Annotated in this window: 16 protein-coding genes; 9 read left to right on the top strand and 7 right to left on the bottom strand. The window is 69.3% G+C overall.

The features are described from left to right. On the bottom strand, positions 1-2,372 hold a 2,372-nt coding region (locus AC3A5T_RS08600), incomplete at its 3' end, for an autotransporter serine protease (protein WP_487628185.1). A 176-nt stretch (positions 2,373-2,548) separates the two neighbouring features. Between AC3A5T_RS08600 and AC3A5T_RS08595 the strand changes: the two genes are divergently transcribed. The 5 genes from AC3A5T_RS08595 (at position 2,549) to AC3A5T_RS08575 (ending at position 6,104) form a co-directional block, all read left to right on the top strand. Next, the gene (locus AC3A5T_RS08595) at positions 2,549-3,724 is read left to right on the top strand and encodes a thiolase family protein (RefSeq protein ID WP_487628184.1); all 1,176 of its coding nucleotides are present in this window, start codon (positions 2,549-2,551) and stop codon (positions 3,722-3,724) included. Between the two features lie 126 nt (positions 3,725-3,850). Further along, positions 3,851-4,186, top strand: a complete 336-nt coding sequence (locus AC3A5T_RS08590) for a hypothetical protein (protein ID WP_232135729.1) — start codon at positions 3,851-3,853, stop codon at positions 4,184-4,186. A 205-nt stretch (positions 4,187-4,391) separates the two neighbouring features. Continuing rightward, positions 4,392-4,754: a hypothetical protein gene (locus tag AC3A5T_RS08585; protein WP_487628183.1), complete on the top strand. Its 363-nt coding sequence runs from the start codon at positions 4,392-4,394 to the stop codon at positions 4,752-4,754. 349 nt (positions 4,755-5,103) lie between these two features. Next, positions 5,104-5,697: a bactofilin family protein gene (locus AC3A5T_RS08580; protein ID WP_487628182.1), complete on the top strand. Its 594-nt coding sequence runs from the start codon at positions 5,104-5,106 to the stop codon at positions 5,695-5,697. Between the two features lie 2 nt (positions 5,698-5,699). Further along, positions 5,700-6,104: a hypothetical protein gene (locus tag AC3A5T_RS08575; protein ID WP_425497191.1), complete on the top strand. Its 405-nt coding sequence runs from the start codon at positions 5,700-5,702 to the stop codon at positions 6,102-6,104. A gap of 116 nt (positions 6,105-6,220) precedes the next feature. On the opposite strand, the gene AC3A5T_RS08570 is transcribed toward AC3A5T_RS08575, so the two are convergent. Genes AC3A5T_RS08570 through AC3A5T_RS08560 form a run of 3 tightly spaced genes read right to left on the bottom strand, consistent with a single transcriptional unit; the run spans position 6,221 to position 8,573 of the window. Beyond that, positions 6,221-6,463, bottom strand: a complete 243-nt coding sequence (locus tag AC3A5T_RS08570) for a DUF6587 family protein (protein ID WP_487628181.1) — start codon at positions 6,461-6,463, stop codon at positions 6,221-6,223. 11 nt (positions 6,464-6,474) lie between these two features. After that, entirely contained in the window at positions 6,475-8,331 is a 1,857-nt protein-coding gene (feoB, locus tag AC3A5T_RS08565; RefSeq protein ID WP_487628180.1) for a ferrous iron transporter B, read from the bottom strand. Continuing rightward, complete coding sequence (locus tag AC3A5T_RS08560) at positions 8,328-8,573, bottom strand: FeoA family protein (protein WP_487628179.1); 246 nt, start codon at positions 8,571-8,573, stop codon at positions 8,328-8,330. Before AC3A5T_RS08560 ends, feoB begins: the two co-directional genes overlap by 4 nt. Positions 8,574-8,922: 349 nt before the next feature. Between AC3A5T_RS08560 and AC3A5T_RS08555 the strand changes: the two genes are divergently transcribed. The 4 genes from AC3A5T_RS08555 to efpL all read left to right on the top strand — a co-directional run bounded on the left by AC3A5T_RS08555 (position 8,923) and on the right by efpL (position 13,475). Next, positions 8,923-11,481, top strand: a complete 2,559-nt coding sequence (locus tag AC3A5T_RS08555) for a sensor domain-containing protein (protein WP_487628178.1) — start codon at positions 8,923-8,925, stop codon at positions 11,479-11,481. Positions 11,482-11,560: 79 nt separating this feature from the next. Continuing rightward, positions 11,561-12,331, top strand: a complete 771-nt coding sequence (locus AC3A5T_RS08550) for an SDR family oxidoreductase (protein ID WP_332077047.1) — start codon at positions 11,561-11,563, stop codon at positions 12,329-12,331. Then, positions 12,331-12,912, top strand: a complete 582-nt coding sequence (locus tag AC3A5T_RS08545) for an aspartyl protease family protein (RefSeq protein WP_487628177.1) — start codon at positions 12,331-12,333, stop codon at positions 12,910-12,912. Before AC3A5T_RS08550 ends, AC3A5T_RS08545 begins: the two co-directional genes overlap by 1 nt. Further along, the gene (efpL, locus tag AC3A5T_RS08540) at positions 12,909-13,475 is read left to right on the top strand and encodes an elongation factor P-like protein EfpL (RefSeq protein WP_232135741.1); all 567 of its coding nucleotides are present in this window, start codon (positions 12,909-12,911) and stop codon (positions 13,473-13,475) included. The genes AC3A5T_RS08545 and efpL overlap by 4 nt, the downstream gene beginning before the upstream one ends. Before the next feature lie 167 nt (positions 13,476-13,642). Here efpL and AC3A5T_RS08535 read toward each other — a convergent pair whose 3' ends face one another. The 3 genes from AC3A5T_RS08535 to AC3A5T_RS08525 all read right to left on the bottom strand — a co-directional run bounded on the left by AC3A5T_RS08535 (position 13,643) and on the right by AC3A5T_RS08525 (position 17,210). Further along, the gene (locus AC3A5T_RS08535; protein ID WP_487628204.1) at positions 13,643-15,451 is read right to left on the bottom strand and encodes a DUF7844 domain-containing protein; all 1,809 of its coding nucleotides are present in this window, start codon (positions 15,449-15,451) and stop codon (positions 13,643-13,645) included. Next, positions 15,451-15,750: a DUF2388 domain-containing protein gene (locus AC3A5T_RS08530; RefSeq protein ID WP_332077701.1), complete on the bottom strand. Its 300-nt coding sequence runs from the start codon at positions 15,748-15,750 to the stop codon at positions 15,451-15,453. Before AC3A5T_RS08530 ends, AC3A5T_RS08535 begins: the two co-directional genes overlap by 1 nt. 74 nt (positions 15,751-15,824) lie before the next feature. Continuing rightward, entirely contained in the window at positions 15,825-17,210 is a 1,386-nt protein-coding gene (locus tag AC3A5T_RS08525) for an FAD-binding oxidoreductase (RefSeq protein WP_487628176.1), read from the bottom strand. Positions 17,211-17,302 lie beyond the last annotated feature (92 nt).

Here is a 17,302-nt window from a genome sequence, read left to right as displayed (position 1 = left end):
TAGCTGCCGGCGTAGCGCGTCGACACACCCTGCCAGTCCGCACCTGCGAACAGCTGGCGCTGCATGTCGCGATCGAAGCGGCCGCTGCCGAGCTGCGCCATGACGTAGCTGTCGCCGAAGCTGCGCGCCAGGTACGCTTGCGCCTGTGTCTGCCGGTCGCGATTGCGATCCCCGCGCGCAGCAGCGATACCGTCGCCGCGCAGCTCGCCGAACGCGAACCCGGCGACCAGTCCGTTGCCGAGCAGATGATCGCGGCCGATGCTCCAGCCATCGACGCTGAAGCCGTCACGCGCGAAGCCGCCGCTGCCGCCCTGCCCCAGCGATGTCTTCCACACGCCCGCCGCCGCATCGCGCGCCGCCAGCGCTCCCACGCGCGACGCGATCGCGCGCCGCCCCATGTCGACGTTGTCGAACGTGGCCGCCAGCGCCGCCGCATGTTGCGCGCCGGACATGCTGTCGAGCGCGGCGATAGCCGCGGCCTCGCTCTGGATGCCCTGGAATGCACCGGCCGCGCGGACGAAGCCATCGGCGATCGGACCATCGCCCACCGACGACTGGCCGTCGATCTGCGAGAACGCGCCTTCGACGCGCTCGGCCGCGCCGAGCGATTGGGCAGTGATGGCAGAGAACGACATGGCTGCCGCAGTCACGTCCAGACGCGTGATGTCGAGATACGCACGATTCGCCTCGTAGCCCAGTGTGCCGTCGAGGAACACGCCCGGCCCACGCGTCAGGCTGCCGAAGGTGCCGGTCACACCACCGTCGGCATGCAAGACGGTTTCGCGGGATGCGTTGTTGTACCCGGTCACTTTGCCGGCCACCTGCAGTTCGCCAGCGAGACTCGCGCTGCCGGCCACCTGCAGCGGGGCACCGACGCGCCATGCGAGACGTCCGCCGGAGGCCTGCTTGAAGTCGCCTGCAATCGACCTTGCGAGCGAGTCGCCGATGACCGCGAACGTGCCTCGATTGACGACGTTGCCTCCGATGCGTGCGCCGCCGAGTTGCAGCGTCGCGCCCGATTCGACGATCGCCGCTCCCGGGATCGAGGATGCGAACGAGAGCGTGCCGCCTTCCGCGCGCGTGCTCCCGCCGTAGGCGACCGCACCCGACACATTCAGTGTGCCGCCGCCCCGCTTGATCAGCCCGCCCGTGCCACTGATGTCGTTGGCCCAGGTCGACGTCCCGCTGTTGAAGTTGGCGGTGACATCGCCCCAGTCGAACTTCGCCGGCCCGCGCACGGCCTTGCCCACATTGAGGAGGCCGTAACCGAAGACGGGATCGACCCCCGGCGCGCCGATGTCGGTCGCAGTGCCGAGAATGGTTTGACGCACGAGATCGTTGTCGAAATACGGGAATGCCTCCCACACGAGCGCGGCTGCACCCGAGACGAGGGGGGCTGAAAACGAGGTGCCCGAAAGATCGGTCCGATAGGTGGGCGCGTCCGGTTTGTCGTCCTTTCCGGTCACGACCACCGAGCCCGGCGCCACCAGGCAGTAGCGCATCGCGATGCCACACGCGTTCGAGTAGCCGGCAAGCTCGGTGCTGCTGTCACGTGCAAGTGCGGAGACCGTCAGCCACCCGCGCTCCAGGTCGGCTGCGGGCAGGCTGGCATTGGCGCCGCGCTGACTGGGTAGCGCCGCCAGGTCGGAGGGGGATGCGCGTCCGGAATTGCCCGAGGAGAAGACGACGAGGCCGCCATGATTGATGACGAAAGGCCGGTACTCGCCTGCGATCGCGGCGGCGGCCGCGTCGCCACTGATGTAGAGGCCGCCCCAGGAATTGTTCATCACGCGCACGCCGCGCTGGATCAGGTCGGCATGGATCGCCTCCACGCCGATACGCCCGGTGACCGGGTTGCCGTTACCGCTGCCGTCGTCGACCGGCGGCTTGTCGTTGATGATACGCGCGGAGACGATTTCCGCGTTCTGCGCCACGCCGCCCGGCCAGGTGCCGAAAGGACGGCCTGCGGCAACCTGGGAGACCCAGGTGCCATGACCGACGACGTCGTCGACCGACAAGTTGTTGCCCGCGCCGACGTAATTCAGGTTGGCGACCACCCGCTCCCGCAACGCGGGGTGATTCCGGTTGACGCCACTGTCGAGAACGCCGATACGCACACCGCGGCCTGTAAAGCCCGCCTGATGCGCTTCGTTCGTATTCGTGATCTGCAGGTGTCGACCGTAGAGCTCGTTCGGCGGCTGGACAACCGTCGGCGGCGGATTGGTCGGCGGAATGACGCCCGGCAACGGAGGCACAAGCAGTCCGCCCCCCGATCCCCCGCCGCACGCGGCCAGCACCGTTCCCAGTGCACAGGCCAACAACGTCTGTCGTGTTTCCCGCGCACCGCTGCGCGCCCGCTTCGTATCCGGCATGTGTCTGCTCTCGTCCCGCGCGGATGCGTCACACCCGCCAACACCCCTGTTGCCGCATCTATACCCCCAATCCGCAACCCGCGCCATCCGGGTGCCTACCAGGCCGGCGACGCCGCCGCGCGCCGGGTGCGATAATCCGCGGACCATGCAGTTCACCTATTGGAGTCACCTCCCCCATGACTGACATCGTCATCGTCGGCGCCAAGCGCACCGCCATCGGTTCCATGCTCGGCCAGTTCACAGGCGTTCCCACGACGACCCTCGGCGCGACCGCGATCACCGCCGCGCTCGAACACGCCGGCGTGTCGCCCGATCTCATCGACGAAGCCATCATCGGCTGCGTGCTGCCGGCCGGCCTCGGCCAGGCACCGGCGCGCCAAGCGTCGCGGGCGGCGGGCATTCCCGACAAGGCCGGCTGCGTGACCATCAATAAAGTTTGCGGCTCGGGCATGCAGGCGGTGATGTTCGGCCACGACCTGATCAAGGCCGGCACCGCGAAGTTCGTCGTCGCCGGCGGCATGGAGTCGATGACCAACGCGCCGCACCTGCTCAACGGCTCGCGCACCGGCATCCGCTACGGCAGCACCGAGATGCTCGACCACATGGCGTGGGACGGGCTGACCAATCCCTACGACGGCAAGTCGATGGGTGTGTTCGGTGACGTCGCCAGCCACAAGTACGGCTTCAGCCGCGAGGATCTCGACGCCTACGCGATCGAGAGTGCGACCCGCGCCAAGCACGCGATCGAATCGGGCGCGTTCAAGGACGAGATCGTTCCGGTGACGGTGGCGTCGCGCAAGGGCGACGTGTCCTTCGATACTGACGAGCAGCCGGGCCGCATCCAGACCGACAAGATCCCGACCCTGCGCGCCGCGTTCGGCAAGGACGGCGTGCTGACCGCCGCCAGCTCGTCGAGCATCTCCGACGGCGCCGCCGCGCTGGTGCTGACCTCGGCCGACGAGGCCGCCGCGCATGGCCTCAAGCCGCTTGCCAGCATCGTCGCCCACGCCCGCCACTCGCACGAGCCGGAATGGTTCACCACCGCGCCGGTCACCGCGATCCGCAACGTGCTCGAGAAGGCCGGCTGGTCGATCGAAGACGTGGACCTGTTCGAAGTCAACGAAGCGTTCGCCAACGTCGCGATGGCGCCGATGAAGGATCTGGGCATTCCGCACGACCGCCTCAATGTGAATGGAGGCGCACTGGCGCTCGGCCATCCGATCGGCGCGAGCGGCGCGCGTCTGATCGTCACGCTGATTCACGCACTCAAGGCGCGCGGCCTAAATCGCGGTGTGGCAACGCTTTGCATCGGGGGCGGTGAAGCGACGGCAATTGCCGTGCAAATGGCGTGAACTTCGGATAACGTGTTTTTTACGAAAATACCACGCACATCCCGCTTGACAGCCGTCAGAGGCTTGTCATCATGTCGGCGGCGCGCATTAAGCGCGTTGCCCAAACTTTCAGACGAGGAAGACACAATGACGATCAACAAGGCTCTGCTTGCCCTGGCTCTGGGTATGGCACTGGCTGCTTGCAGCAACGCCGACCAGGCCAACAGCTCGGCTGAAGGCGCTGCTGACGCAGCTGCCGATGCGCAGGCTGCTGCCAACCAGACGCAGGACCCGGCCGTTGCCGACACCGCGCAGGTTGCTGCTGACGACGCCGCTGCTGCTGCTGACGCCGCTGCCGACGCTGCTGCCCAGGCTGCCGCTGCCGGTACCGACACCGCTGCCGAGCACGCTGCCGACGCCGCTGACCACGCAGAGACCAAGGCCGAAGAAGCCAAGGACGCTGCTGAAGAAGTCGCGCCGTAATTTGCTTTGATGGCCTCGTGCCATCGGTAGTGGATTCGAAGGCCGCCGGGGTTTCCCCGGCGGCCTTTTTCATGCGCGACGTTCCGCCCCGTCACCGCAGAACGGCGATTCAGCGGAGCGTCGGCCATCGCGCCCAGCGTTTGCGCGGCCCTCACGCCGGCGCATTCAATCTGCGCGCCGTCCGATACCTCACAGGAGACACGCCATGCATTTCAAGCCGATGACCGCGATTGCCGCCGCCACGATTTCGCTGGCACTTGCCGCCTGCAGCAACTCCAACGATGCCGAGCGCGAGCGCGCCGAAGCCGCGGCCGCCACCGAGAACGCCGGCCAGGCGATTTCCGACGCCGCGTCCGCCACCGCCGATGCCGCACGCGCCACCGCCGATGCGGCCGCCCAGCACACCCGCGATGCCGCGCAGGACGCTGAGATCGCCGCGCAGGATGCCGCGCGCCGTGCCGACGCGGCTGCCGACGAAGCGGCACGCGCGACCGGCCAAGCGACGCAGGAGGCCGGCCAGGCGATCGAGAATGCAGGCGAGCGCGTCGAAGAGCGCGCCGATCGCTGATCGCATCGACCGGTATCACCGGAAAGCCCGCCTCATGGCGGGCTTTTCTTTTGGGCAGCAGGCGGACGCATGCCGCGCGCGGCAGTGCCTGGGGATCGCGCGGGCTTCTGTCTCGCGACCATGGGCTTCCCGATCTCTTGCAAGACGGGACGCCCACATCTCGCGTAACGCTTCTTGAACATGCGGCAAGTCCTTGCCGCGTCTCGAATCCGCTCCGCCGGTCACAGTTGGCGGTCGTCGATTGCGTGCTAAGGTCGGAGTCCGCGTTTGCCCACCGCGGCGGCGTGGAATTCCCCTGTTCGAGCGGTCCTTTTCCGCTCTCCTGTCCATTTCCGAGGTAACGCGCGACATGGCCATTTTCCAGCAGTCCGGCACCGCCAAGAAGGATTCCCCCGCTTTCGGCACAGACGCGCCGCCGCCCGCGCCGGCCCGCGAGACGCCGCCGCCCGCAGTGGCGGATTTCCAGACCGCAACGCCGCCTGCGCCGCCCGCAACCGCACCTGCGCCTGCACCGGCTGCAGCGCCGGCGCCCGCGCCGCGTGCCGCCGCGCCGGTGAGCAAGGAATCGATTATCGCCGCCGACCTCACCATCGAGGGCAAGATCGAAGGTACGGGCGATGTGCGCATCGCCGGCCGCTTCAAGGGCGACGTCAACGTGCAGGGCAACCTGACCATCGAACACGGCGCCAAGCTCAACGGCGGCGTGCGCGCGCAGCAGGTGCTGGTGTCGGGCGAACTCGAAGGCAACATCGAATCCGCGTCGCTGGTCGAACTGCGGGATTCGGCGGTGCTCACCGGCGACCTCAAGGCCGGCTCGCTGACGGTGGCGTCGGGTTCGAAGATCCGCGGCCACATCGAATGCGGCTGGGGCGACGTCAAGCCCGGTCCGGCGCCGGGCGGCAACGCCAAGGACAAGGCCCCCAACGACAAGTCCAGCGACTGACCGTGAGCAGTCGCCCGGGCGCGGCAGGTGCCACGCGCACCTGCCCGCACTGCAAGACCGTGATCCTGGAGAGCGCGTCGCGCTGTCCGGCGTGCCAGCATTTCCTGAAACTCGACGCCGCGCCCGGTTCGCCGATCGTGGCGCGCAACACCGTGCAGCGCGAGGACACCACGACCGCGCTGCAGGTCGAGGGGCGCATCCGCCACCCGTCGGAAGGCGGCGCCTGGGAGTATTCGGTCGTGCTGGTGATCCGCGACGAGGACGGCAAGGAACTCAACCGTCAGGTCGTCGGTGTCGGCGCATTGCTGGTGGGCGACGAACGCACCTTCAGCCTGTCGGTGGAAGTCACGCCGACCAGTGACGTGCGTCGTCCCACGCGTTCGCCTCTGAGCCGGGGACGCCACTAGCGTCTCCGCACCGCGCGCGGACCGAGGTCCGTGTCGCGGGCGTCGATGGGCGTCATCGCGGCGCAGTCGTGCGTCGCGCGTCCCGCTTCAGTCCGGTCGGGATCGCAGCAGACCGCTCAGCGCCTGGGCGGACCGCAGCTGTCGCGACCGCCGCACGTGTTCGCCGCGATCGGCATCGGTGCGATGCGTTTTCCCAGCGCTCGCATCCACGCGGGGCGGCCGTCGCGCAGCAGCGGCAGCGCGAGCGCGATGCGCAGCCGTCGCGTCGCATCCGGCGCCTGCTTCTTCAGCACGACCCACGCGCTGAGCAGCACCGCCAGCGCCACGACGACGTACTGCAGCAACAGCCCGGCGGTCATCGTCGCGATGCTCAGCCTGCGCCCAGGGCGCGGGCGACCTGGTAGGTCAGCAGCGACGCGAGATACGCCAGCGCGAACAGATACCCGGCGTTGAGCGCCATCAGCTTCCACGAACCGGTTTCGCGCTTGATCGTCGCCCACGTCGACAGACACTGCGGCGCATAGATGAACCACACCAGCAGCGACAGGCCGGTGGCCAGCGACCAGCCGTCGGTGATGATCGGCGTGAGCGCCTGCGCGGCCGCGGCGTCATCGGCGGCCGACAGGGCGTACACCGTTGCCAAGGACGCGACCGCGACCTCGCGTGCGGCCAAGCCCGGAATCAACGCGATGCAGATCTGCCAGTTGAAGCCTAGCGGCGCGAACAGCACGGCCAGCGCATGTCCGATGCGGCCGCCGAAGCTGTACTCGATCGCCGCGCCGGTCGCGCCGTCCGGCGGCGCCGGAAACGACAGCAGGAACCACAGCAGCACCGTCAGCGCGAGGATGATCCCGCCCACGCGCTTGAGGAAGATCATCGCGCGTTCCTTGAGCCCGATCGCGAGATCGCGCGGATGCGGCAGGCGATACGAAGGCAGCTCGAGCAGCAGCGCGTGCTCGCTCTTATCGCGCCGCCACTTCTTCATGACGTACGACACCGCGAGCGCGCTGAAGATGCCGGCCAGATACAGCGCGAACAGCACCAGGCCCTGCAGATTGAGCACGCCCCAGACCGTGCGTTGCGGGATGAAGGCGCCGATCAGCAGCGCGTACACCGGCAGCCGCGCCGAGCACGTCATCAACGGGGCGACCATGATCGTCGCGAGACGGTCGCGGGGATCCTGGATCGAACGCGTCGCCATGATCCCGGGAATCGCGCAGGCGAAACTCGACAGCAGTGGAATGAAGGAACGCCCCGACAGCCCCGCGCCCTTCATCGCGCGGTCGAGCAGGAAGGCGGCGCGCGGCAGATAGCCGGATTCTTCGAGCGCGAGGATGAAGAGGAACAGGATCAGGATCTGCGGCAAGAACACGATCACGCCGCCGAGGCCGGCGATGATGCCGTCGGCGAGCAGGCTGGTCAGCGGCCCGGGCGGGAGTGTCGTCGAGACCCAGGCGCCGAGCGCGGACGTGCCGGCATCGATCAGATCCATCACCGGCGTCGCCCACGCGTACACGGCCTGGAAGATCAGGAACATGATCGTCGCCAGCGCCAGCAGGCCGAACACCGGATGCAGCAGCCAGCGATCGAGCGCGTCGTCGATGCGCGCGGTGCGGCGCGGCATCGTCACCGCGTCGGCGAGCAGCGCACGCGTTTCCGCGTGCAGGTCGAGGGTGCCATCGCCCGCCGGTGGCGTCCGCGGATGCGCGGCGACTTCGGCCAGTCGCTGCAGCAGGGCCTGCGCGCCATCGCGGCGGATCGCGACGGTCTCGACGACCGGCACGCCGAGTTTCGCTTCCAGTGCCGCGCGGTCGATCCCGATGCCGCGGCGCTGCGCGGCGTCGGCCATGTTCAGGGCCACGACCATCGGCACGCCGAGCGTGCGCAGCTCCAGCACGAAGCGCAGATGCAGGCGCAGGTTGGTCGCGTCGACCACGCACACCAGCACATCGGGCGCGGGTTCGCCGGGGTAGAAGCCGCGGCACAGGTCGCGGGTGATCGCCTCGTCCAGGCTCGCCGGCTGCAGGCTGTAGGCGCCGGGCAGATCGAGCAGCGCCCAGCCCTCTCCGTTCGGCCCGTGCATGCGGCCTTCCTTGCGCTCGACCGTCACACCGGCGTAGTTCGCCACCTTCTGGCGGCTGCCGGTCAGCAGATTGAACAGCGCGGTCTTGCCGGCATTGGGACTGCCGACCAGGGCGAAACGCGGTGCCACGCGCGCGGTACTCATGCCGCAGGCGCCGTCCGCACGCGCACCCGCGCCGCTTCGCTGCGACGCAACGCGAAGCGGGTGTAACCGATCTGCACCAGCAGCGGATCGCCGCCGAACGGTCCGGCCGCCATCACCTCGACCGGCTCGCCCGGCACGAAGCCGAGCTCGCCGAGCCGGCGCGCGATGGGGTCGACGGCGCCGACGGTGTCGATGTCTTCGACGAGGGCAGGCTTGCGGCGCGGCAGCTGGCAGAGATTCACGGGGCGATCTGGTATCGAGAATGGTTCGCAATTCTACGCTCGGGACGGGCGCTGGAGACCGGGTCGTGGCAGCGCGTTGCGGATCCAGTCCGTTTCGTCACCGGAATGCCGCACCCGTCGTCGACGCACGCCCGGGGTCGTCCGACAGTGGACGGCATGGCCGATCGCCCGGGGATCGCCCGTTCTCCTTGCACGACATGGATCACGACGCCTGCCCGCCGGACACCACGCTCGTCCCGGATGGGGCGGCGGACGTGTGGACGTTTCCGCGCGACGGCGCTACAACCCATGTCGTCTCCCCTGCATCCGGAGTGGCGCTCGCGCCGCGCACATGACGCACCGATCGGGCATGGGACACACCGGACTGCTGGAGCACGGAGCGCGCGCGCTGGCGCTGCCCGACGCGTTGTCGCTGGCGGCCGACGATCCCGATCTGCCCGACGATGTCCGCGCCCTGCTCGCCCGCGCACGCGATGGTCTCGCGGCCGCGCGCGCCGAGGCCGATGCGGCGGCGCTGCGTTACCACGCGCTGTTCGACGCGGTGCCCGATCCGGTCAGCATCCTCGACGCCGACGGCATCGTGCTCGACCTCAACCGCGCCGGCGAACAGGCCTACGGCCGGCCGCGGTCCGACATCGTCGGCCAGCCCATCGAAGTGCTGAACCCGGACCTGCCGCGCGACCACCTCGCACCGGTCTGGGACGCCGTGCATCGCGGCCGCACCTACGTCATCGAAGTCACCAACATGCGTGGCGACGGCTCGCGGTTTCCGGTCGAGGTGCACACCGCGGGATTCGAACACGAGGGCCGGCCGTGCCTGGTCGCGGTGGCGCGCGATCTCAGCGAGCGCCGCGAGGCCGAGGTGCGCTACCGCGAGCTGATGGACGTCATGGACCGCGGCATCGCGATCCACGATGTGTCAGGCCGCTTCGTCTACGGCAATGCCGCAGCGCTGCGCCTGCTCGGCATCCGTCAGGGCACCTCGCTCGGCGACATGTCCAATCTCGGCGAGTGGGTCGCGATCGCGCCCGACGGCGACGAGATGCCCTGGGACGCGCTGCCGCCTGTGCGGGCGCTGCGCGACGGCCGCATCGTCGAAAGCACCCTGGTCGGCCTGTACCACCGCATGCGCCGCGAGCTGTACTGGCTGATGGTCACCGCCGTGCCGCAGTACCCGCCCGGCGGCGACCGGCCGCACCAGGTGCTCTCGCTGTTCTCCGACGTCAGTGCGCTCAAGCGCGACAGCGCGATGTTCGACCGCGTGCAGGCGCTGGCGCACATCGGCGGCTGGGAACTCGATTGCGGCACCGACCGGCTCTACCTCACCGCCGAAGCCGCGCAGATCATCGATCCCGACCAGCCACCGCCGACGATGGAGGCACTGGTGGGCCTGCTGCAGCTGCCCGACCGCAACCGCCTGCGCGATGCGCTCGGCGCGGCGATGCTCAACGCGGCAGGCTTCGACATCGAACTGCAGGGCCTGCGCAGCGACGGCAGCGCGTTCTGGGTGCGCGCCATTGGCGGACCGCGCCAGGGCGATCCGGCGACCTCGCGGCTGACCGGCACGCTGCAGGACATCGCGCGCGACAAGCACGACGAGGCGATCCTGCGGGCACAGGCGCGCACCGATCCGCTGACCGGCCTGCTCAACCGCGACGCGATCCTGTGCGAGCTCGAAGCGCGCATGGCCGATCCCGCGCGCGCCGGCGTGGCCGTGCTCTACATCGATCTCGACCGCTTCAAGTTCGTCAACGACGCGCTCGGCCATGCCGCCGGCGACGAACTGCTGATCGCCGCCGCACACCGCATCGGCCAGGCGGTCGGCGCGTCGGGCAGCATCGCCCGCTTCGGGGGCGACGAGTTCCTCGTGGTCTGCGATGCCGGCGCCTGCGCCAGTCATGCCGAGCGCGTCGCCAACGCGATTCTCGATGCCTTCGGTGACGCCTTCCGGTTCGACAAGGAAGAATTCTCGATCACCGCGAGCATCGGCATCGCGCGCGCGCCCGACGATGGCGACCGGCCACAGACGCTGATCCAGAACGCCGACGCGGCGATGTACGAGAGCAAGCGGCGCATCCGCAACGGCTGGCAGCTGTTCACGCCTGCGCTCGCGCAGACCCAGCAGGACCGGCTGCGCGTGGAAACGCATCTGCGCCGCGCGATCGACAACGACGAGTTCCATCTCGTCTACCAGCCCCAGGTCGATCTGCGCAGCCGGCGCGTGATCGCCGCCGAAGCGCTGATCCGCTGGCGCAACCGGCAGCTGGGCGAGATGCGGCCCGACCATTTCATCGACCATGCCGAGAGCACCGGCGACATCGTCCGCATCGGCGCCTGGGTGCTGCGCGAGGCCTGCCGGCAGAGCGCGGCGTGGCGCGATGCCGGGCTCGGCGTGGTGCGCGTGGCGGTGAACGTGTCCTACCGCCAGTTCCTCGGCGACGATCTCGCCGCGCACGTGCGCGACGTGCTCGCGGAGTTCGCGCTGCCGGGCAGCGCGCTGGAACTGGAGTTCACCGAGCGCGTGCTGATCGAGGATGCGCCCGACACGCTGCGCACCTTCGCCGCGCTGCGCGACATGGGCGTGCAGCTGAGCATCGACGATTTCGGCGAGGGCTACAGCGGTCTGAACTATCTGCGCCGGCTGCCGATCCACGGGCTCAAGCTCAGCCAGCTGTTCGTCGGCGGCGTGCCGGGCGACCGCTCGGACGTCGCCGTGTGCCAGGCGGTCGCGGGCATCGCGCGCAGTCTCGGCCTGGGGCTCGTCGCCGAAGGCATCGAGTCCGAAGCGCAGCGACGGTTCCTGCTGGATCTCGGCGTCACGGTCGGCCAGGGCTTCCTGTTCGCGCCGGGACTCGCACCGGACGAATTCTCCCGGCGTCTGCACGGCGCGTCCGCCGCGTCCGTCTGAACACGCCCATCGGCGCCGGCCCGACCGGCGCACGCGGCCGGCCGGTTAAACTGCGGGTTTTCCGTCCAAGGATCCGCACATGACGCCCGATTCCGTCCGCGCCCTCGTCACCGGTGGCGTCTCCGGCCTCGGCCTCGCCGTGGCCCGCCATCTCGTCGCCGGCGGCGGCAAGGTCGTGCTGTTCGACGTCAACGACGACAAGGGGGCCGAAGCGGTGGCCGCCCTCGGCGAGAGCAATGCGCGCTACCTGCGCACCGACGTGACCGACGAAGCCGGCGTGGTCGCGAACGTCGCCGCTGCGCGCGAGTTCCTCGGTGGACTCAACGTCGCGGTGAACTGCGCCGGCATCCTCGGCGCCGGCCGCGTGCTCGGCCGCGAGGCGCCGATGCCGCTGGAGACCTTCAGCCGCACGGTCATGGTGAATCTCGTCGGCAGCTTCAACGTGGCCAAGGCCGCGGCCGCCGCGATGCAGGGCAACGACCCGGGCGAAGACGGCGAGCGCGGCGTGATCGTCAACACCGCATCGGTCGCGGCGTACGAAGGCCAGATCGGTCAGGCGGCGTACTCGGCGTCGAAGGGCGGCGTGGTCGCGATGACCCTGCCGATGGCGCGCGAACTCTCGCGCTTCGGCATCCGCGTCAACACGATCGCGCCGGGCATCTTCTGGACGCCGATGGTCGACGGCATGCCGGAAGAAGTGCAGCAGTCGCTGTCGGCCTCGATCCCGTTCCCGTCGCGCCTGGGCCGCCCGGAGGAATTCGCCGAGCTCGTCGCCTATATCGTCGGCAGCCGTTACATCAACGGCGAAACCATCCGACTCGACGGTGCGGTGCGCCTCGCGCCGAAGTGATGCGCACGGCCATTCGGACATCGGCGATCGTGTGTGGGCTGGCTGCGCTGCTGGGCGGCCTGCCGGTGGCCGCGCGCGAACCCGCGCCGACGGCGCTCGCCGCTGCGCTGACGCCAGCCGGCTACACGGCCGTGCCCATGACGCGGCATGGCGATTCGCATCTCACCGTCGATGTGCGCGTCAACGACGTGGCCGGCACTTTCATCCTCGACACCGGCGCAGGCCGCACCGTCATCGACCGCGCGGCGCAGTCGCGCTTCGACGAAGGGCGTGACGTCATGGCCGGCGGCCAGGCGACCGGCGCCGGCGGCACGGGCATGGCGATCAGCGCCCTGCCCGGCAACCGCCTGCGCATCGGCGACTACCGCGACGACGCGTTCACCGTGCACTTCCTCGCGCTCGACCACGTCAATGCCGCGTTCTCGCAGCGGGGCGAAGCGCCGGTCGACGGCGTGATCGGCGCCGACATCCTCGAACGCGGCGGCGCCGTGATCGACTATCCCAACCTGCGGCTCTATCTCCGCACTCCGGCTGCCGCGGACGCGGCGGCGTCCTCTCCATCCAGCAGCGAACAACGATGAAAGCCTACGACGTCAAGAAAGGAAACGTGATCGAACACAACGGCACCGTCTATCAGGTGCGTGACATCGAGCGCAGCGCCCCGCAGGGTCGCGGTGGCGGACTCAAGATGCGATTCACGCTCTACAGCGTGCCGGGCGGAAACAAGTTCGACCTCAACATCGGCGGCGACGACGATCTGAAGGAAGTCGAGCTGCAGCGCCGGCAAGCGACGTTCTCGTACAAGGACGGCGACGCGTTCGTATTCATGGATGACGAGGACTACACGCCCTACACGCTCGACGCCGACGTCGTGGGCGACGCCAGCGGCTACATCACCGATGCGTTGTCGGGCTGCTACGTGCAGATCATCGACGAGCAGCCGGTCGGCTTGCAGCTGCCGCCGAACGTGGTGCTGGAAGTGATCGAGACGCCGCCCGAACTAAAGGGCGGCACCGCGACCAAGCGCCCGAAACCGGCAAAGCTCAACACCGGCATCGAAATCCAGGTTCCGGAATACATCACCAACGGCGAGCGGATCCTGGTCAGCACCAGTACCGGCGAATTCGGCGGTCGCGCGGACTGAAGACACGCTGTTCCGGTGCGCTCCGTCAACGGAGTGCACCGGTACCGATTGACCGTGACGCCACGCGCGTGCTGTTCGTGACGTCATGACGTCTCAAGGATCGAGTGAAGCCGACCAGCAGCGTTCGCAGGATGGATAGAGCGCAGCGAAAACCCGTTGCTGCCCACTCAGTCCAGCTGCAGCCCACCGGCCTCCCGATGCAGTATGCGCAGCCGCGCACCCAGCGCATCCACATTCCGGTCCAGCGCCGCGATTCGCGCCTGTGCATCGGGCGCCAATGCCGCGCGCGCTTCATCTTCCAGCTGCCCACGCAGGCCACGCAGGCCTTGCGCGCGCATCGCGACATCCTCCTGCAGCAACTCGCGTTCCGCCGCCTGTGGCAACCCGTATCCACTCGACAGCAACTGCGCCGGCCGACTGAGGCTGTTCCCCGCCGCCAGCACTGCACGCAGCGTCGCGATGGCCGGCGCCGCATCGGCCGCGCGCCGCGGATCGAGCAGCTGACGCTTGAGCACATCGCGCAACCGCAGTTCTTCCCGTCGTCGCGCGGCGTGTTCGAGCACCAGCAGCGCCGCGCCATCGCGCAACTGCGCGTCCGCGAGCCAGGGCGCGCGCGCATCCGCCGACAGGTCCAGCCAGTCGTCGACGCGTGCGACCGGCAAGGGCTGCGCCGCACGTGCGACGTCCAGCAGCGTCTGGTATTCCGCATCCGCTGACGGAAAGTAGTAACCGGCACGCACGGCATCCTCGCGGTCGAGCACGCTCACTTCCGCATCGCCACTGCGCACGAGTTTCCGCAGCAACCCGGTCGGCGTGATGCTGCGCAGTCGCGCGTCGGCGAGTCGTGGCACGCCGGTCTGCAGCAGCTTCCAGGTCTCGACCGCGCAGTTGTTGCCGACGAAGTAGTAACGCCCGTCGTAGCTCCAGTGCAGGTTCGCGGCCTGGGTCAGCAACGAGGCAATTTCGTCCGGCGACAGATGCAGCGGGATCGACTGCAGACCGCGCAGTTCGTTGCGCGTGTACTCGTCGATGACCTGGTCGAGCGGCAGCACGAACAGGCGCGAGGGATAGCGCCCGGTCAGCCCGCGCAGGCTCGAGATCTGCACGTCGTCGACGAAGGCGCGGAACGACAGCACGCGGTGGTGGGCGAGATCCAAGCGGCAGTCCGGCCCGGGCGCGCGGCCGGGCGCGCAGATCACCAGCCGCAGCATGCTGTGGCCCCAGCGGCTCATCGGCTGGGCGTTGCCTTCGGCGAGCAGGTAATCGACGGCATGGACGCGCGCCGGATCCAGCGCGAGCAGCGGCGCGGCGTCGGCGCCCGGCTCCGCCTCGACGAACGGCAGATCCTGCGCGCAATCGGCCTGCGGCGGCGCCCAGTCGAAGTGCGCTTCGAAGTACGCATGGAGCGCGGGGCGCCGGCAGGCGTACTCGGTGTCGAGCAGAAAATGTTCGAGATTGACCGCGACGAATTCGGCGGGCGACGTGCGCTCGTAATCGTCGGGACTGCGGTCGCCCATCGCGTTGTCGCGCACGCGCAGGCCGAAGCGCAGCGGCCGCTGCGGCCAGCCGGCGAGATCGAGCAGGCGTGGATCGCGCGACAGGCCGCCGTGGGTCGAGCGGTCGTAGCGATGTGCGAACTCGTGCAGCAGCGCGGCACGCAGGGGCGCTGCGGCCGCGTCATCCAGCAGTGCGCGGCGCAGCCGCAGATGCGGACCGAAGGTGCGGCCGTGGACGTCGTCAGGCAGATCGTCGCGCCAGTCGATGACGACATCGAGCGCGGGCGCGCTCCGCCAGTCCGGCGGCAGTCGCGCCTGTGCGTCGGCGATCGCAGCATCGGCACGCGTCGACTCGGCAGGCGTCAGTGGCGCGCCAGCCGTCTGCTGTGCGACCGACCAGCCGGCCGCCGACGCGACCGGCGCCAGCAGCGAGGCGACAACACACAAGGCGGCACGCAGAGGCAAGCGCGCCCGCCGGATCAACGCGCCAGGATCGCCTGGGCGAGTGCGAGGTCGGACGCATCGCGCGCGGCGCTCTGCGTCTCACGCAGATGACGCAATGCCGCTTCCAGACGCGCGCCGCGGATGCGGCCGTCGCTGGCGACGAAACCGGCGGCGTCCTCGCGCGCCTGCAGCACCACTTTGTCGTCGCCGGACGAGCTGCCCGACGACGCCGACGATCCGCCGGACGACGCGCCTGCGCTGGTGCCGGCGAAACTGCCGGCGAAGGCCGACGCGGACAGCCCGGTCAGCAGAAGAACGAGTGCGGTACGGACCATCATGCGGGGCATCTCCGAACGGGAACGGCAGCCGACACTCTAGCGTCGGCGTGTGGCAGCGGGCTGAACCGGACTCAATCGAACAGCTTGCCGGGATTGAGGATGCCGGCCGGATCCAGCGCCTGGCGGATGCCCCGCATCACTGCGATCTCCGCCGGGCTGCGCGTCGATCCCAGATAGGGTTTCTTGACCAGGCCGATGCCGTGTTCGGCCGAGATGCTGCCGCCGTGTTCGGCCAGCGTCGCCGCCAGCAGCTTGGTCACGCGCTCGCACTCGACGACGAAATCGGCGTTCGCCATGTCGGCCGGCTTGAGTACGTTGATGTGCAGGTTGCCGTCGCCGATGTGGCCGAACCAGACCACGTCGAACTGCGGGTACTCGGCCGTGAGCAGCGCCTGCGTGCGCGCCAGGAACGCCGGCATCGCCGAGATGCGCACCGACACGTCGTTCTTGTACGGCACGTGCGGGGCGAGACTTTCGGTGATGCCCTCGCGCAGACGCCACAGCGCCGCGGCCTGGGTGTCGCCGTGGCTGATCACGCCATCCTCGACCCAGCCCTGCTCCATGCAGTATTCGAACGCCGACAGCACCTGCACCTCGCCGGCCTCGCCCTCGCAGGCGAACTCGGCGACCACGTAGTACGGATACACCGCCTCGAACGGCGGCTGTGCGCCATGCGCGACGACGTGGTGTAGCGCGCGGTCGGTGAAGAATTCGAACGCCTCCAGCGGCAGGCGCGATCGAAGCGCCTGGAAGACTTCCATCAGCACCTCGAACGACGGCAGCGCGAGCAGCATGACCCGCGTCTCCGGCGGCGGCGGCGCCAGCCGCAGCGTCGCCTCGACGATGACACCGAGCGTGCCTTCGGACGCGACCACCAGATGCCGCAGGTCGTAGCCGCTGGAGTTCTTGACCAGGCCGCGATTGAGATCGAGCAGCTCGCCGGTCGCGGTCACCAGCTTGACCCCGGCCACCCATTCGCGCGTGTTGCCGTAGCGCACTACGCGGATGCCGCCGGCATTGGTCGCGATGTTGCCGCCGATCGAACACGAACCGCGCGCGGCGAAATCCACCGGGTATTGCAGGTCGTGCGCGCGCGCGGCCTCGTGCACGGCTTCGAGCGCGATGCCGGCCTCGACCGTCAGCAGGCGATCGGCCGGCTCGAAACCGAGCACCTTGTTCATGCGCTGCAGGCTCAGCACCAGTTCGCCGTTCGCAGCGACCGCGCCGCCCGACAGACCGGTGCGGCCGCCCGAGGGCACTACCGCCACGCCTTCCGCGTGCGCCCAGCGCATCGTCGCCTGCACCTCTTCGATACTCGACGGCAGCGCGATCGCCAGCGGCGCCGGCGTCCAGCGCCGGGTCCAGTCGACACCGTAATGCGCGAGATCCGCAGGCTCGGTCAGCAGGCGCAGGGCGGGCACGGCGGCCTGGAGACTGGAAACGCGGGAATCGGACATCGTCGGGGGCCGGTCGAACGGGACGCCAGCGTGCCAGCGCGTCCGGGACGCGTCCAGCGCTGCGGCGCAACACGCCCGGCGCGATTCTGGCA

The sequence above is a fragment of the Luteimonas sp. Soil_C_16 genome, assembly GCF_057657295.1.
This window is presented reverse-complemented; position numbering and strand designations above follow the sequence as displayed.

Excerpts from the sequence above, each read along its gene's own strand:
- AC3A5T_RS08595 (WP_487628184.1), top strand. The coding sequence starts at position 2,549 with ATGACTGACATCGTCATCGTCGGCGCCAAGCGCACCGCCATCGGTTCC.
- AC3A5T_RS08590 (WP_232135729.1), top strand. The coding sequence starts at position 3,851 with ATGACGATCAACAAGGCTCTGCTTGCCCTGGCTCTGGGTATGGCACTG.
- AC3A5T_RS08585 (WP_487628183.1), top strand. The coding sequence starts at position 4,392 with ATGCATTTCAAGCCGATGACCGCGATTGCCGCCGCCACGATTTCGCTG.
- AC3A5T_RS08580 (WP_487628182.1), top strand. The coding sequence starts at position 5,104 with ATGGCCATTTTCCAGCAGTCCGGCACCGCCAAGAAGGATTCCCCCGCT.
- AC3A5T_RS08570 (WP_487628181.1), bottom strand. The coding sequence starts at position 6,463 with ATGACCGCCGGGCTGTTGCTGCAGTACGTCGTCGTGGCGCTGGCGGTG.
- feoB (WP_487628180.1), bottom strand. The coding sequence starts at position 8,331 with ATGAGTACCGCGCGCGTGGCACCGCGTTTCGCCCTGGTCGGCAGTCCC.
- AC3A5T_RS08555 (WP_487628178.1), top strand. The coding sequence starts at position 8,923 with ATGGGACACACCGGACTGCTGGAGCACGGAGCGCGCGCGCTGGCGCTG.
- AC3A5T_RS08550 (WP_332077047.1), top strand. The coding sequence starts at position 11,561 with ATGACGCCCGATTCCGTCCGCGCCCTCGTCACCGGTGGCGTCTCCGGC.
- AC3A5T_RS08545 (WP_487628177.1), top strand. The coding sequence starts at position 12,331 with ATGCGCACGGCCATTCGGACATCGGCGATCGTGTGTGGGCTGGCTGCG.
- efpL (WP_232135741.1), top strand. The coding sequence starts at position 12,909 with ATGAAAGCCTACGACGTCAAGAAAGGAAACGTGATCGAACACAACGGC.
- AC3A5T_RS08530 (WP_332077701.1), bottom strand. The coding sequence starts at position 15,750 with ATGGTCCGTACCGCACTCGTTCTTCTGCTGACCGGGCTGTCCGCGTCG.
- AC3A5T_RS08525 (WP_487628176.1), bottom strand. The coding sequence starts at position 17,210 with ATGTCCGATTCCCGCGTTTCCAGTCTCCAGGCCGCCGTGCCCGCCCTG.